Genomic DNA, 13,746 nt, shown 5'->3' on the forward strand with positions numbered 1-13,746 from the left:
CGTTAATGCAGTTGCAGCTACCCGGCTTCGATCGCGGCCTTGGCGTTGGGAGCGGAGTCCTTGAGGAACTTCTCGATCCGCTCCGGTTCCTCGGCTTCGCCGATCGCCGCGGAGGCCCGTCCCAGCGAGTACAGGGCACGCAGGAAACCGCGGTTGGGCTCGTGCTCCCACGGGATCGGCCCGACGCCGCGCCAGCCGTTACGGCGCAGCGAGTCGAGCCCGCGGTGGTAGCCGACGCGGGAGTAGGCGTAGGAATCGATGGTCCGGCCCTCGTTCCACGCTTCCTCGGCCAGCACGGCCCAGAGCAGCGAGGAGGTCGGGTGCTTCTCCACCAGGTCCAGCGCTTCCTGGCCCGCATCCAGCGCCGCGTAAACCTCCGTCTCGGCCGGCAGCAGCGTCGGCTCGGGGTCCATCAGGTTCTTGCGGAACTCGTCGGACATTACTTGAGGGACTTGCCGGTGGAGCCGAGCTGCTGGGCAGCCTCCACGACGCGGGCCGCGAGGCCGGCTTCGGCGGATGCACCCCAGACACGGGGATCGTAGAGCTTCTTGTTGCCCACTTCGCCGTCGACCTTCAGCACGCCGTCGTAGTTGCGGAACATGTGGTCCACCACCGGGCGGGTGTAGGCGTACTGCGTGTCGGTGTCGATGTTCATCTTGATCACGCCGAAGGAGACGGCGTCGGCGATCTCCTTGTCGGAGGAGCCGGAGCCGCCGTGGAAGACGAGGTCGAACGGGTTGTTCTGGCCGATCTTGGCGCCCACCTGCTCCTGGATGTCCTTGAGGATCTCCGGGCGGAGCTTGACGCCGCCGGGCTTGTAGACGCCGTGAACGTTGCCGAACGTCAGCGCGGTGATGTAGCGGCCGTTCTCGCCGGCGCCAAGGGCGTCGATGGTGGCCAGGGCGTCCTCGACCGTGGTGTAGAGCTTCTCGTTGATGGCGTTCTCCACGCCGTCTTCCTCGCCGCCGACGGTGCCGATTTCGACCTCGAGGATGATCTTGGCGGCGGCGGTGCGCTCGAGGAGTTCACGGCCGATGCGCAGGTTTTCCTGCAGAGTCTCTGCGGAGCCGTCCCACATGTGGGAGTTGAACAGCGGGTTGCGGCCGGCCTTGACCTCGGCCTCGGAGGCGGCGAGCAGCGGAAGAACGAAGCCGTCCAGCTTGTCCTTCGGGCAGTGGTCGGTGTGCAGCGCGACGTTGACGCCGTAGTTCTTGGCGACTTCGCGGGCAAACGCGGCGAAGCCCAGCGAACCGGCCACCATGTCCTTGGTGGAAGCGCCGGACCAGTAGGCGGCGCCGCCGGTGGACACCTGGACGATGCCGTCGGACTCCGCTTCGGCGAAGCCGCGGAGGGCCGCGTTGAGGGTCTGGGAGGACGTGACGTTCACGGCCGGGAACGCGAAGCCGTCCGCCTTCGCGCGGTCGATCATCTCGGAGTAAATCTCTGGGGTTGCAATGGGCATGCTGACTCCTAAAGTGAATTTCGTCTGCTGGCTGGGTTGACCCTGAAGTGAACCTCCTCGGCTAGGAACCATCCTAGCCATTCCTGCCCGCGGGCAGTGTTTCTCCTCACTCGGGCCCTGTAACACTGGGGTGCAGACGGCTCCCCGTTCCTCCATCGAGTTGGCACTTCGCAGCAGTGCCGGCGCGAAACACTGCGGCGAACTGTCAACTCGTGCTCCAGCCACGGGCCGCCAAGGCATTGCAGACCTTCGGGACGGCGGCAGGACGCTCACCCAAGAGGTCGAGCCGGGAGATACGTACCTCATGCCAGCCGGACCGCGCCGTCGTATCTGCCCTGCGGATGTCGCGCAAGTACTGGTCCTCACCGTTGTGGTGGGCCCCTTCGTACTGCAGCGAAACCCGCCATGGTGGGAACGCAGCGTCGGGCCACAGGACAGGCCAGCCCCTGCCGCCCCAGGGATCCTCGCTCCAAACAACGTGGTTGAGTACCGGTTCCGGCAGGCCGCCCCGGATAAGGACCAGGCGCAGGCGCGTTTCCGGCGGCGAGTCGGCGCCCACCCTGATGAGCTCGACGGCGGCCCGGGCTTTGCGTATCCCGCGGCTGCCGGGGTGCCGCTCCAGCACGGACCGCAACTCCTCGATGCTGCACAGGGCCTCGCGAGGGCGCGGGAATTCCGGTCCGTGCTCGTACACCATGGAATCACCAACGATGACAAGCTCATCAGCGCTGAGGACCGAGGCGAGGTCCAGCCAGGTCCGGGCAGGCGAGGTGAGCCGGACGCCGTCGAGCTCCACCACCTCATGCGGGAGCAATGCGAGCTGGTGTCCTACAACGTTGACCCGTCGTGGAGTGCTTTGTCCCCGCCGCCGGGCGAGGTGGATGCGCCAGTCGTCCTCGAGCCGGCCGGGCAGCGGAGCGTTCCAGAGCCGCGCGGCCGAGCCGAGGCTAAGGTGGTCAGGTGAGGCGGAAGCGGTGCCCTGCGCATGGCCCATTGTGGCCCGCATTTCCAAGGCGCACCGGCGATATCCACAGGCCCGGCCCGCCCGGCACATCGAGTGGGCACTTCGCGGGGGTGTTTGCGCAAAACACTGCCGTGAAGTGCCAACTCGATGGGGGTGCGTGCGGGGGAACCTAGCCCGGGAGCTGGTTGAAAACGTGGCGCCGGATCCAGGCGTGCATCGCGATGGCCGCGGCGGAGGCGGCGTTGATGGACCGGGTGGAGCCGAACTGCTCGATGGACAGCGTGTCCACCGCGGCCTCGTGCACCTCCGGGGTCAGCCCGGGCCCTTCCTGGCCGAACACCAGCACGCAGTCCTTGGGCAGTTCGTAGGTCTCCAGCGGCACGGAGTCCGGGAAGATGTCGATTCCGATGATGGCCAGCCCCTCCCCCTTTGCCCAGGCCACGAATTCCTCGACTGTGGCGTGGTGGCGGACATGCTGGTAGCGGTCGGTGACCATTGCCCCGCGGCGGTTCCACCGGCGTCGGCCGATGATGTGGACCTCCTTGGCGAGGAAGGCGTTGGCGGTGCGGACGACGGTGCCGATGTTCATGTCGTGCTGCCAGTTTTCAATCGCGATGTGGAAATTGTGCCGCTTCGCGTCGAGGTCGGCCACGATCGCTTCGTGCTTCCAGTAGCGGTATTTGTCCACGACGTTCCGCCGGTCGCCGTCGGCCAGGAGGTCCGGATCCCAGTGCCCGCCGGCGGGCAGTTCGCCTACCCAGGGGCCGACGCCGACCTCCGCCTTGGTTTCCGCTTCTTCCGGAACAGCAGAGTTGGCGGCGGGTTCACTGGGCGTCTCCGGTTCGGTCACTCCTCAACACTAGACTGGGACGGTTAGCGGCACACTATCGGCGGAGGGCACCATGGCGGAGCAGCGCAGACACGAAGGAAGAGACCCGGACCAGGTACGTTCCTCGGCATCGGTGTACCGCAGCGGACAGGACATCGAGTGCTGGCTGACCGACATGGACGGCGTGCTGGTGCATGAGAACCAGCCCATTCCCGGCGCCGCGGAACTGATCCAGCGGTGGGTGGACACCTCGAAGCGTTTCCTCGTGCTGACCAACAATTCGATCTTTACGCCGCGGGACCTCGCCGCCCGCCTCAAGAGCTCGGGCCTGGAAATCCCGGAGGAGAACATCTGGACCTCCGCGCTGGCCACGGCCCAGTTCCTGAAGGACCAGGTGAGGGGCTCGGACTCGGGCAACCGTGCGTACACCATCGGTGAGGCGGGACTCACGACGGCGCTGCACGAGGCCGGCTTCATCCTCACCGACCAGGACCCGGACTTCGTGGTGCTCGGCGAAACCCGTACGTACTCCTTTGAGGCCATCACCATGGCGATCCGGCTGATCCTCGGCGGCGCACGCTTCATCGCCACCAACCCGGACGCCACCGGACCCTCCAAGGACGGCCCGATGCCCGCCACCGGCGCCATCGCGGCGCTCATCACCAAAGCCACCGGCCGCGAGCCATACATCGTCGGCAAGCCGAACCCGATGATGTTCCGCTCGGCCATGAACCAGATCGACGCCCATTCCGAGACCACCGCCATGATCGGCGACCGGATGGACACCGACATCATCGCCGGGATGGAGGCGGGCCTGCACACCGTCCTGGTGCTCAGCGGCATCACGCACAAGGACGATATCGCTGCCTACCCGTTCCGGCCCAACCAGATCCTGGACTCCGTGGCCGACTTGAAGAACCAGATCTGAGCTGCCCCGAAAGGGGGACCCCGCTTAGGATCCCTGGACCGCCTAGAACGCGGTTCTCTTGCCGCCGCCGGAAGGCAGTGGGAAAAGGCCGTCCTGCAGGGTGTCGATGATCGGCCGGTACACCGACGGGCTCCAGCCCGGGCTGGCGTGCGCCGGACGTGCGCCGTCGGTGCGGAGCGTTTCCGGGTCCATGTTGTCCTTGAACGTCAGCGTCCAGGAGTCCCGCGCTGTCTCGTAGTCCACGGTCTGGTCCCTGGGGTTGCCGATGAAAGCCATCCGCGTACCGCCGAGGTGTCCGGCGAAACGGCGGGCATCAAAGTGATAGATGTAGGCGGACTCGGACTGGATCAGCACGTTTGAGGGGGCGATGGGTGCCAGTTGCTCCAGCGTCTGGTCCAGGATCTGCCCCCAGCTGCGCTCATCCTTGTGCAGCATCCGCTCACCGAGTTCGTAACCGCCGCGCAGCACCGTAGGGAAACGGAATCCGCTCTCATAGAGGAGCACAACACCTTCAAACCAGCTCTGGTCCAGAACGTCGTATCTGCTGTACGGGCTGGAGTCGAGCAGGATGAAGGCAACCTCCAGGCCGTGCAGCTCTCGGAGCCGGGCTGCAACCTGGGTGGCCACCATGCCGCCGAAGCTGTGGCCGTAGAAGTACAGCCGGGTCAGTTTGAGCGCCCGCACATGCTCGACGACGGCGATGACGATCTGGTCGATGTCCAGGCCCATGTTGGAGTATCCGACGGCGGCGAGCTGGCCGCGCTGGTTCAGCGACCCGCGCAGGGCGTTGAGGATCCAGAGGGCTTCTTCCCAGCTGGTCTTGTAGCCCGGGAACAGGAACCAGCTTGCATTGGGGAAGTACTTCTCGGCCGTCTCGTCCGGGACCGTCAGGATCTTGTGGACGCGGCGTTCAGCCTGGACCCGCCGGGTGAACAGCATGTCCGCCGCCAGCAACGAAGCAGACCCGGCGCCGAAGAGGAAGTTCCGGCGCGAAAACCGCTTCAGCTCGGCGGCATGCCGAAGGACACGGGCCTCGGCGGCGCCGGGACCCCGGGGATCGTTGTCTTCCGTCGTACCCGGCACACCCCTACCGTATCCAGTGCCGAACTGGGATCAGAAGTCGGAGCGGATCACGGCTCGGCAACGGGTCGGGCCCAGGGCGGAATCCGGCTACACGGGTTCCGGCTGGCGTCCGTCCTCGCGCCTGCTGATCTCCAGGCTGATGGCATCGTAGGAGGCCAGGAGTTCGGAACCCGCCATGTCCGAGGGGTCGTCCAACATGCCGAACACGGAGTCGCTGGCGGCCAGGAGTTCATCGTCGGTGAACCGGGTCAGCGGACCTGCTTCGGAAGAACCGGCCGGGTCCGTGATTCCGGCGGTGAGGTCCAGGGACTTCAGCACCGCCTTCGGATCATCCGCGTGCGGGTTCAACTCGAGGGAAACACCGCTCACCAGTGGCTCCGCGCCTGCTGCGTCCGGCCGGGCAACACCGGAATCCGTGGCGTTGAGGTCGTTGCGGAGTCCGGCAAGGGCCGCGGACTCGACAAACCTGGCGTGGCCGAGGTCAACGCGGATGTGGGAGTTGATGCCCATCTGGCGCACACGGCGGATGGTTTCCAAAAGGGAAGGGCGGGAGGCCTGCGAAAGGCTTCCCCGGACGTCTATCCAGACGACGTCGGAGGCGGTGTCGAGTTTAACGTCGGCATTAAGGCTGGTGTCCATAGGTACTCCAAAAAAGGGTGTCCATGGCCGGCGGCTCAACCGCTTTCAGCCTAACGGGGCCGCCGCTCACGGCACAAGTCAGGCCGCTCGCCGAAATCCAGGGGCGCGGGCTTACACCGCTTCTTTTCGTTCTGGCTCTTCGAAGTGCGTGCGCGTTGCACTTCCTCCCACGGACTGCACAAGGGAGGCGGCGATGTCGCGAAGCTTCACGTTGCCGTTGCTGGACGCATCGGTGAGGATCCGGACGGCTGTCTGCTGGTCGCACCGGTTTTGCGCCATGACGATGCCAATGGCCATGTCGATGACGGTGCGCGATTCGAGGGTTGCCCGGAGGTTCGTTGCGCTGTCCGACTGCAGCGAGAAGCGGACGGCGAGCCGCAGCGCCTGGGAGATCTCCCGGGTGTAGCCGCGAGCGCGGGCGGCGAGGTCGCCGTCGAATTTTCGGGGAACGTCCGAGTACAGGTTGAGGGCCGCCTGGGCTTCTCCCTGCAGGTGGAACGGCACTGACAGCACCGAGCGCAGCCCGTGCGAGGCGACCGCTCGGGCGTAGTCGGGGCCCCAGCGGTCCTCGTCATGAAGGTCCGGGACGTAGACCTCCCGTTCCTCCTTCGCCGCCGTGAGGCACGGCCCCTGGGAAAGCGAGTACTGGATCTGGTCCACCTCGCGGGCGGAGTCGCTGCTCCAGCCGATGGTCGCGGCCTTCCGGTCCCGCAGGAGCGTGATGCCGCACAGGGCGTCCTCGCCCGAGCCCGCCATCTGGTGCGCGGAAAACCGGGCCAGTTCGTTCAGGAACGCCTCGAAGTCCGCGCTGTCGAGGATCAGGTTCTGGATCTGCTCGACTGTGGTCAGCGGCAACGCGGAAAGCGGCGAAGGATCCGTGCTCGGGAACTGTTCGGGCGGGACCATGGGCGCGTGTTCTCCAAGGGCGAGTACTGACGGGTAATTAGGACATGATAGGGCAGCCCGGCACACCGGTCCACAGGCGGCGGGCGGGTGACGCGGCAGGCTCAGGCCAGGCCGAGCTCGTCTTTGCCGAAGGCGAACAGGTAGGGAACGCCTGCCTCGGCTTCGATCTTTTCCTTGGCGCCGGTATCGCGGTCCACGATCACGGCCACGGCCACCACGTTCCCGCCGGCTTTGCGGACGCCCTCGACGGCGGTCAGTGCGGAGCCGCCGGTGGTGGAGGTGTCCTCCAGGACCAGCACCTTGCGCCCCTCAACGGACGGGCCTTCCACCTGCCGGCCCATGCCGTAGGACTTTTGCGCCTTCCGGACGACGAAGGCATCGACCGGGCGGCCGGCGTCGACGGCGGCGTGCATTACCGCCGTGCCGACGGGATCCGCTCCCATGGTGAGGCCGCCGGCGCACTCAAAATCGATCCCGGCGTCGTCCAGCAGCGAAAGCATCACCTGGCCGACCAGCTTGGACGCCTCATGGTGCAGGGTGATCCGGCGCAGGTCGATGTAGTAGTCCGCCTCCGCGCCGCTGGAAAGGATGACCTTGCCGCGCACGACGGCCAGTTCCTTGGTCAGTTCCAGCAGGCGGGCACGGGCGGAGGCAGCATCAGCCGCAAAATTACTGGAAGCAGTCATGGGTTCCAGTTTAGTGGGAGCCCGACGGCGAAAATCCAGCCGCGGGGTCCGGATTCCCGGCGCCCGCATCCCAGGCGGTGTGCGCGGGAACCCCGTTACCCTGCGGTGTTGCCCGCGCATCCCGGTCAGGCGCGCTCAGGGCAATGACTGCACGCGCCGCGCAAACTCCGGTGCATGCTCCGGCCGCGGCCCGAAGCCGATGAGCCTGGGCATAATGCGGCGGACCGCCGGGGCGTGCCGGGCCACGAAGAGCGCGGCGGCCGGAAACCTCGTCCGCTTCCCGGCCATAATCGGGCCGAAGACGGCCCGGTGCATGAGCCGCTGAGCGGTCTGCACGATGACGGTGGGTGGCCGCCGTCGTCGTTCGACGCGTCGGAGGTCGGCCGTGGTGACCCTGCCCCGGAGCAGGGCCGGGGCAAGAAGCTCCGCCGCCGCGACGGCGTCCTGAATGGCCAGGTTGATGCCGACGCCGCCGGCCGGTGACATCGCATGCGCGGCGTCACCGATGCAGAGCAGTCCGTTGATGTGCCACGAATGCAGTCGGTTTAGGCGCACATCGAGCCAGTGCAGGTCATCGAGCGAACGGATGGCGTCAACGCGGTCGGCGAGGTCCGGGCGGAGCCCGGCTATCCTCCGCCGGAAACCTTCGACGCCCTCCGCCCTGATCCTGGCATCCGCACCCTTGGGGGCGAGGTAGCCCATCTGGTAGTAGTCGCTGCGGGTGAGGGCCACCATCGCTTCCCCCGGGCCGAACGCCGGTACCAGGCCGGCCACCTCACCGGCTTCGGCGGCATGCCGGGGCAGCCGGAACCACCAGGTGTCGAAAGGCACCGGAAACTCCTTCGGCGCCAGCCCCGCCGCGGCGCGGAGCGCGGAATGCCTGCCGTCCGTGGCGACCACCAGGTCCGCCAGCAGTTCGTCCTGAGCGCCGTCCGGGCCACGGAATCGCACTCCGCGGACACGGCCCCCGCTGCGGACTAGGCCGGTGGCGGTGTGGCTCATGAGCAGCGTGAACCCGGGTTCCTCGGCGGCGGCCGCGGCGAGGAAGTTCAGGAAGTCCCACTGCGGCATCATGGCGATGTAGTTGTAGGGCGGCGGCAGGGCATCAAAGTCGCCCATCGTCACCGGCGGGCCGCCCGCGACCGGGAGGACGACACTCTTCAGGCGGCTCTGCGGCAGCTGGCGGAACTCCTCGCCGAGGCCGAGTTCGTCGATCAGCCGGATCGTGGAGGGATGCACCGTGTCTCCGCGGAAGTCGCGCAGGAAGTCTGCGTGTTTCTCCAGGACCGTCACCTGCACCCCGGCCCGGGCCAGCAGCAGGCCGAGCATCATGCCTGCCGGGCCGCCGCCCGCCACCACGCATCCGGTCTTCTCCATGGCCATACGCTACGCCGCTGCGGCCGCGAGCGGCAGGATTTTCGGGGCGGATTCTGCCGGACACAGTTGAGCGTTGTTGACACTGCTGGCTAGGCTTTGAGGCATGCGTGAACTCCAGGCGAAGATCATTGAAGAAATGGGCGTGCAGCCCCGGATCGACCCCGCCGAGGAGGTGCGCAAACGCGTCACGTTTTTGAAGGAGTACCTCAAGGCGACCCACACCAAGGGCTTCGTCCTGGGCATCTCGGGCGGACTGGATTCCTCCCTGGCAGGGCGCCTGGCCCAGCTCGCGGTGGAGGAGTTGGCATCGGAAGGCGTGGAGGCGAACTTCGTGGCGGTCCGCCTTCCCTATGGCGTGCAGCATGACGAGGACGACGCCCAGGCGGCCCTGGACTTTGTGCGGGCCAAGACGGAGTGGACTTTCAACATCTCGGCCGCGGTGGACGGCTTCGAGGATGAATTCGAAAAGACCGTAGGAAACGGCATTTCCGACTTCCACAAGGGCAACACCAAGGCCCGCACGCGCATGATCGCGCAGTACGCCTTGGCCGGGGAGCACAACTACCTCGTGATCGGCACCGACCATGGCGCAGAGTCCGTGACCGGGTTCTTCACCAAGTACGGCGACGGCGGCGCGGACATCCTTCCGTTGTTCGGCCTCAACAAGCGCCAGAACCGGGCCTTGCTCGCGGAGCTGGGTGCCCCGGCGCGAATCTGGGACAAGGTGCCCACAGCAGACCTCCTCGACGGGAAACCCGGCCGCACCGACGAGGACGAACTGGGCCTGAAGTATGACCAGATCGATGACTACCTCGAGGGCCGCGAGGTCCCGGACGAGGTGGCCGACCGCATCGAGCAGATGTATCTCCGGACCCGGCACAAGCGAACCGTTCCGGTCAGCCTTTTCGATACCTGGTGGAAGCACGAGGGCCCCGAGGAAGCGCGCGCCGGTCTCTAAGCCGGGCCCCCCGACGGCGGGGGCACCTTCCAAAGGGCACTTTGAGCCGCGTTTGGGCTATTTCAGCCTCCTGAAGCGGCGTGTCCGTGTCAATATGCCCCCGGAAGGTCCGCAACCCGATCCGCTGGAACCGGGGCCTGCTACCCGGCACCCTGCAGCAGGGTGGAGATCCGGTGGGCCTCGTCCATCAGCAGCCGGCCCAGGTGCGCCCGGCGCTCCTGCCGGAAACGCGGCTCGATGCCGGTCAGGGAAACTGCCCACGCAGGGCGGCCGCGGCGGTCGAATACCGCAGCCCCCATCCCCCAGCTTCCCTCCAGCACCAAGCCCGGGTTCACGGAGTATCCGGCCTGCCGTGTGGCCTCCAGGTTCCGGCGGACCAGCGACTCGGTGTGCGCGGCGGAGAAGCTGCCCGCATGCGCGGCCCAGTCGGCCAGCAGTTCCTCCTGCTCCTCCGGCGGCAGGAACGCCATGATGGCAGTGCCGGCCGAGGCGACCCCCAGCGGGAAGCGCACACCCTCGTGCAGCACGAAGGACCGCACCGGAAAACTCCCCTCCTCCCGCAGCAGGCATACCGTCTCACCGCCGCGGCGGATGGAAAAGAAGGCGCTTTCGCCCGTCTCCTCAGCCAGCCGCCGGAGGCTGGGCCTGGCGATATCCTCAAGGGGGAACCGGGCGGAGGCCACTGAACCCATCAGCAGGATCTCCGGCCCCAGCACCCAGCTGCCGCTGCCCCCGTCCTGGTCCAGCAGGCCTTCGGCTGCCAGGGAGCTCAGCAGCCGGTGCACTGTGGGACGGGTGAGGCCGGACTCACGGACCAGCTCCGCCAGCGCCGAGCCCCCGGGGTTGCGTCCAATGATCCGCAGCAGCGCCGCCACCCGGCTGACCACCTGCGCACCCTGGACCGGCACCGCGTTCATGTTTACCGCCTCATCGAGTAGAAAAGTCCTCAACCATCCATAATGTGGACGCTCCTAAGCCTAGCGTCCACACTGTAAAAGCGCGCGGGCGGGCGTCCTAAACCTTCATTGACAGCCCCTGTTTCCACCCGTACGCTCCAAGGTCAGAGAACGAGTCCACAACGTGGAGTCAGTCGGCGGATCTACCGGCCGCCCTTGAACCGAAGCTCAACGAGGAGATGCAATGTCAAAGGTGAAATCCGGCGCGGCCGCCGCGCTGCAGGACGTCCTGCGGGATGGAATGACCCTGGCCGTCGGCGGCTTCGGCCTCAGCGGCATCCCGGCGGACCTTATCGAGGCGGTGCGTGATTCCGGCGTTCAGGATCTCACGGTGGTGTCCAACAACATGGGCGTCGACGGCAAGGGCCTCGGCGTGCTGATCGAGGCCGGGCAGGTCCGCAAGGTCATCGCCTCCTATGTGGGTGAAAACAAGCTCTTCGCCGAGCAGTACCTTGCCGGAAAGCTCGAGGTGGAGTTCACCCCGCAGGGCACCCTCGCGGAACGTCTCCGCGCCGGCGGGGCCGGCATCCCTGCCTTCTACACCAAGACCGGCGTGGGCACGCTGGTCGCCGAAGGCAAGCCGCTGGCCGAGTTCGACGGCGAGACTTTCGTCCAGGAGCGCGGCATCAAGGCCGACGTGGCGCTGGTCCATGCACACACCGCGGACACCGACGGCAACCTGATTTACCGCTACACCGCACGGAACTTCAACCCTGTGGTGGCAACGGCGGGCGCCATAACCGTCGCGGAAGCCGAGGTGATCGTCCAGCCCGGCGACCTCGACCCCAACCACATCGTCACCCCCGGCGTCTTTGTCCAGCGCCTGGTCCAGGCCAGCGGGCGTGAAAAGGACATCGAGCAGCGCACCGTCCGTCCCCGCACCGCCGCGGCCGGGACGGCCAATACTTCCGCCGGAACGCCCAGCACTGCCGCCGTCACCGTCTGATCCGGCCTCACCGCCCCACAATTTTTCAGGAGAATCGTCATGGCTTGGACCCGCAACGAAATGGCCGCTATTGCGGCCGAAGAACTCAACGACGGCGACTACGTCAACCTCGGCATCGGCATCCCCACGCTGGTCGCCAACAACCTGCGCGAGGGCGTCCGCGTCGTCCTGCAAAGCGAGAACGGCTTGCTGGGCATGGGCCCGTTCCCCTACGAAGGGGAAGAAGATGCGGACCTGATCAACGCCGGAAAGCAGACCGTCACGGTACTGCCCGGCGGCAGCATCTTCGACTCCGCGACGTCCTTCGGCATGATCCGCGGCGGACACGTCAAGGTCGCGATCCTCGGCGCCATGCAGGTCTCCGGCGCGGGTGACCTCGCAAACTGGACCATCCCCGGCAAGATGGTCAAGGGCATGGGCGGTGCCATGGACCTCGTCGCCGGCACGCCGCGCGTCGTTGTCCTCACCGAGCACAACGCCAAGGACGGCACCGCCAAGATCGTCAAGGAATGCACCCTGCCCCTGACCGGCCTGAGCTGCGTGGACCGCATCATCAGCGACCTCGCGGTCTTCGACCTTGTGAAGCAGGAACAAGAAACGGACGGGGCCCGACGCCTCACGCTGACCCGCCTCGCCCCGGGCGTCACTGTCGAGGAGATCCGCGCGAAGACCGAGGCAGAGTTCGACGTCGCCCTCGAGGACGCTCCGGAGGACGCGCCGGAACTCGAAGGGTCCCCGGCATGAGTTTGCGTGAGCAGTTCGGCAAGGACGTCCTGCTCACCGGCTGGGGGCACAGCCGCTTCGGCAAGCTGACCGACGAGACCCTGGAATCGCTGATCGTCCAGGTTGCCACGGAGGCGATCGGCAACGCCGGCATCGAGCCCGGGCAGATCGACGAGATCTACCTCGGCCAGTTCAACTCGGGCATGTTGCCCCTGGCCTTCCCCTCCTCGCTCGCCCTGCAGGTGTCCGAACAGTTGGCCAATGTCCCGGCGACCCGTGTCGAGAACGCCTGCGCCTCCGGCTCAGCCGCGTTCCAGCAAGGCACCAAGTCCCTGCTGGCCGGCACTGCCAAGACCGTGCTGGTGATCGGCGCAGAGAAAATGACCCAGGCCGGTGCCGACGTCGTCGGCGCCGCCCTCCTCGGGGCCGACTACGACATGGCGGGCCAGCCCTCCACCACAGGCTTCACCGGGCTGTTCGCCGACGTCGCCAAGCACTACGAGAAGCGCTACGGCAACGGGTCGGGCAAGCTTGGGGACGTCCTGGGCACGATTGCGGCCAAGAACCACCACAACGGCGTGGACAACCCCTACGCCCAGCTCCGCAAGGACCTCGGCGAGGACTTCTGCCGGACCGTCTCGGACAAGAACCCGATGGTCGCGGATCCCCTGCGCCGCACCGACTGCTCCCCGGTCTCCGACGGCGCGGCCGCCGTCGTGCTCAGCGTTGCCCCCACCGGCGGCGCCGCAGCCCCGGTCCGGCTCGCGGGCTTCGGCCAGGCAAACGACTTCTTCCCGGCCGACCGCCGGGACCCCTCCGCCTTCACCGCGACCCGCGCCTCGTGGCAGCGCGCGCTGGCGATGGCCGGCGTCGGGCTCGAGGAGCTGGACTTCGCGGAAGTGCACGACTGCTTCACGATCGCAGAACTGCTGATGTACGAGGCCATGGGATTGACCGAACCCGGCCAGGGCGCCCGGGCGCTCGAGGAGGGGTGGGTCTTCAAGGACGGCAAGCTTCCCGTCAACGTTTCCGGCGGGCTCAAGGCCAAGGGCCACCCGGTCGGCGCCACGGGGGTGTCCCAGCACGTCATCACCGCGATGCAGCTCAGCGGCACCGCCGGCGCCATGCAGCTTCCCAACCCGCGCCGTGCCGCCGTCCAGAACATGGGCGGCGTGGGCATCGCCAACTACGTCAGCGTGCTCGAGGCGGTCTAGGGCTCGAGGCGGTCAAGGACCCGGCTGCTTCCGTGGGGATAAACTCGAGCGAAGTCCACAGCCTCTACGTCAGGA

Annotated in this window: 15 protein-coding genes; 5 read left to right on the forward strand and 10 right to left on the reverse strand. The window is 67.0% G+C overall.

The annotated features are described in order from the left end of the window. Positions 1 to 17 precede the first annotated feature (17 nt). The 4 genes from QFZ65_RS18460 to QFZ65_RS18475 form a co-directional block, all read right to left on the reverse strand. A complete protein-coding gene (locus tag QFZ65_RS18460) occupies positions 18 to 440 on the reverse strand; it encodes a DUF3151 domain-containing protein (RefSeq protein WP_306912241.1) in 423 nt (140 codons plus the stop codon). Continuing rightward, complete coding sequence (fbaA, locus tag QFZ65_RS18465; RefSeq protein WP_306912243.1) at positions 440 to 1,462, reverse strand: class II fructose-bisphosphate aldolase; 1,023 nt, start codon at positions 1,460 to 1,462, stop codon at positions 440 to 442. Before fbaA ends, QFZ65_RS18460 begins: the two co-directional genes overlap by 1 nt. A 205-nt stretch (positions 1,463 to 1,667) precedes the next feature. Next, on the reverse strand, positions 1,668 to 2,456 hold the full coding sequence (locus QFZ65_RS18470) for a hypothetical protein (RefSeq protein WP_306912245.1): 789 nt from the start codon (positions 2,454 to 2,456) through the stop codon (positions 1,668 to 1,670). A 139-nt stretch (positions 2,457 to 2,595) separates the two neighbouring features. Beyond that, positions 2,596 to 3,276 (reverse strand): TrmH family RNA methyltransferase, encoded by a 681-nt coding sequence (locus QFZ65_RS18475; protein WP_306912248.1) that lies wholly within the window; start codon positions 3,274 to 3,276, stop codon positions 2,596 to 2,598. A 52-nt stretch (positions 3,277 to 3,328) separates the two neighbouring features. On the opposite strand from QFZ65_RS18475, the gene QFZ65_RS18480 reads away from it, so the two are divergent. After that, entirely contained in the window at positions 3,329 to 4,183 is an 855-nt protein-coding gene (locus QFZ65_RS18480) for an HAD-IIA family hydrolase (RefSeq protein WP_306912250.1), read from the forward strand. A 42-nt stretch (positions 4,184 to 4,225) separates the two neighbouring features. Here QFZ65_RS18480 and QFZ65_RS18485 read toward each other — a convergent pair whose 3' ends face one another. The 5 genes from QFZ65_RS18485 to QFZ65_RS18505 form a co-directional block, all read right to left on the reverse strand. Continuing rightward, positions 4,226 to 5,266 carry an alpha/beta fold hydrolase gene (locus tag QFZ65_RS18485; RefSeq protein ID WP_306912251.1) on the reverse strand — a complete coding sequence of 347 codons (1,041 nt, stop codon included), beginning with the start codon at positions 5,264 to 5,266 and terminating at the stop codon, positions 4,226 to 4,228. Positions 5,267 to 5,353: 87 nt separating this feature from the next. Next, complete coding sequence (locus QFZ65_RS18490; protein WP_306912253.1) at positions 5,354 to 5,905, reverse strand: hypothetical protein; 552 nt, start codon at positions 5,903 to 5,905, stop codon at positions 5,354 to 5,356. Positions 5,906 to 6,016: 111 nt separating this feature from the next. Next, positions 6,017 to 6,811, reverse strand: coding sequence for a GAF and ANTAR domain-containing protein (locus QFZ65_RS18495; protein WP_306912255.1), 795 nt, complete (start codon positions 6,809 to 6,811; stop codon positions 6,017 to 6,019). 101 nt (positions 6,812 to 6,912) lie between these two features. Then, positions 6,913 to 7,497 carry an orotate phosphoribosyltransferase gene (gene pyrE / locus QFZ65_RS18500; protein WP_306912256.1) on the reverse strand — a complete coding sequence of 195 codons (585 nt, stop codon included), beginning with the start codon at positions 7,495 to 7,497 and terminating at the stop codon, positions 6,913 to 6,915. A 135-nt stretch (positions 7,498 to 7,632) separates the two neighbouring features. Then, entirely contained in the window at positions 7,633 to 8,874 is a 1,242-nt protein-coding gene (locus tag QFZ65_RS18505; RefSeq protein ID WP_306912259.1) for an FAD-dependent oxidoreductase, read from the reverse strand. Positions 8,875 to 8,977: 103 nt separating this feature from the next. Between QFZ65_RS18505 and nadE the strand changes: the two genes are divergently transcribed. After that, positions 8,978 to 9,832, forward strand: coding sequence for an ammonia-dependent NAD(+) synthetase (nadE, locus tag QFZ65_RS18510; RefSeq protein WP_306912261.1), 855 nt, complete (start codon positions 8,978 to 8,980; stop codon positions 9,830 to 9,832). A gap of 140 nt (positions 9,833 to 9,972) precedes the next feature. Here nadE and QFZ65_RS18515 read toward each other — a convergent pair whose 3' ends face one another. Next, positions 9,973 to 10,749 carry an IclR family transcriptional regulator gene (locus tag QFZ65_RS18515; RefSeq protein WP_306912262.1) on the reverse strand — a complete coding sequence of 259 codons (777 nt, stop codon included), beginning with the start codon at positions 10,747 to 10,749 and terminating at the stop codon, positions 9,973 to 9,975. 223 nt (positions 10,750 to 10,972) lie between these two features. On the opposite strand from QFZ65_RS18515, the gene QFZ65_RS18520 reads away from it, so the two are divergent. From QFZ65_RS18520 to QFZ65_RS18530, 3 genes are read left to right on the forward strand one after another with little or no spacing between them, the layout of a single operon-like run. Continuing rightward, the gene (locus QFZ65_RS18520) at positions 10,973 to 11,734 is read left to right on the forward strand and encodes a CoA transferase subunit A (protein ID WP_306912264.1); all 762 of its coding nucleotides are present in this window, start codon (positions 10,973 to 10,975) and stop codon (positions 11,732 to 11,734) included. A 39-nt stretch (positions 11,735 to 11,773) separates the two neighbouring features. Continuing rightward, positions 11,774 to 12,478 carry a CoA transferase subunit B gene (locus QFZ65_RS18525; RefSeq protein WP_306912267.1) on the forward strand — a complete coding sequence of 235 codons (705 nt, stop codon included), beginning with the start codon at positions 11,774 to 11,776 and terminating at the stop codon, positions 12,476 to 12,478. After that, positions 12,475 to 13,671 (forward strand): acetyl-CoA acetyltransferase, encoded by a 1,197-nt coding sequence (locus QFZ65_RS18530; protein WP_306912269.1) that lies wholly within the window; start codon positions 12,475 to 12,477, stop codon positions 13,669 to 13,671. Before QFZ65_RS18525 ends, QFZ65_RS18530 begins: the two co-directional genes overlap by 4 nt. Positions 13,672 to 13,746 lie beyond the last annotated feature (75 nt).

Source organism: Arthrobacter sp. B3I9 (assembly GCF_030816935.1).
Lineage (GTDB): Bacteria > Actinomycetota > Actinomycetes > Actinomycetales > Micrococcaceae > Arthrobacter.

Bases quoted from the DNA above. Each gene is read 5' to 3' on its own strand.
- QFZ65_RS18525 (WP_306912267.1), top strand. From the start codon at position 11,774: ATGGCTTGGACCCGCAACGAAATGGCCGCTATTGCGGCCGAAGAACTC.
- QFZ65_RS18530 (WP_306912269.1), top strand. From the start codon at position 12,475: ATGAGTTTGCGTGAGCAGTTCGGCAAGGACGTCCTGCTCACCGGCTGG.
- QFZ65_RS18490 (WP_306912253.1), bottom strand. From the start codon at position 5,905: ATGGACACCAGCCTTAATGCCGACGTTAAACTCGACACCGCCTCCGAC.
- QFZ65_RS18480 (WP_306912250.1), top strand. From the start codon at position 3,329: ATGGCGGAGCAGCGCAGACACGAAGGAAGAGACCCGGACCAGGTACGT.
- QFZ65_RS18495 (WP_306912255.1), bottom strand. From the start codon at position 6,811: ATGGTCCCGCCCGAACAGTTCCCGAGCACGGATCCTTCGCCGCTTTCC.
- pyrE (WP_306912256.1), bottom strand. From the start codon at position 7,497: ATGACTGCTTCCAGTAATTTTGCGGCTGATGCTGCCTCCGCCCGTGCC.
- QFZ65_RS18520 (WP_306912264.1), top strand. From the start codon at position 10,973: ATGTCAAAGGTGAAATCCGGCGCGGCCGCCGCGCTGCAGGACGTCCTG.
- fbaA (WP_306912243.1), bottom strand. From the start codon at position 1,462: ATGCCCATTGCAACCCCAGAGATTTACTCCGAGATGATCGACCGCGCG.
- QFZ65_RS18470 (WP_306912245.1), bottom strand. From the start codon at position 2,456: ATGGGCCATGCGCAGGGCACCGCTTCCGCCTCACCTGACCACCTTAGC.
- QFZ65_RS18460 (WP_306912241.1), bottom strand. From the start codon at position 440: ATGTCCGACGAGTTCCGCAAGAACCTGATGGACCCCGAGCCGACGCTG.
- QFZ65_RS18515 (WP_306912262.1), bottom strand. From the start codon at position 10,749: ATGAACGCGGTGCCGGTCCAGGGTGCGCAGGTGGTCAGCCGGGTGGCG.
- nadE (WP_306912261.1), top strand. From the start codon at position 8,978: ATGCGTGAACTCCAGGCGAAGATCATTGAAGAAATGGGCGTGCAGCCC.
- QFZ65_RS18505 (WP_306912259.1), bottom strand. From the start codon at position 8,874: ATGGAGAAGACCGGATGCGTGGTGGCGGGCGGCGGCCCGGCAGGCATG.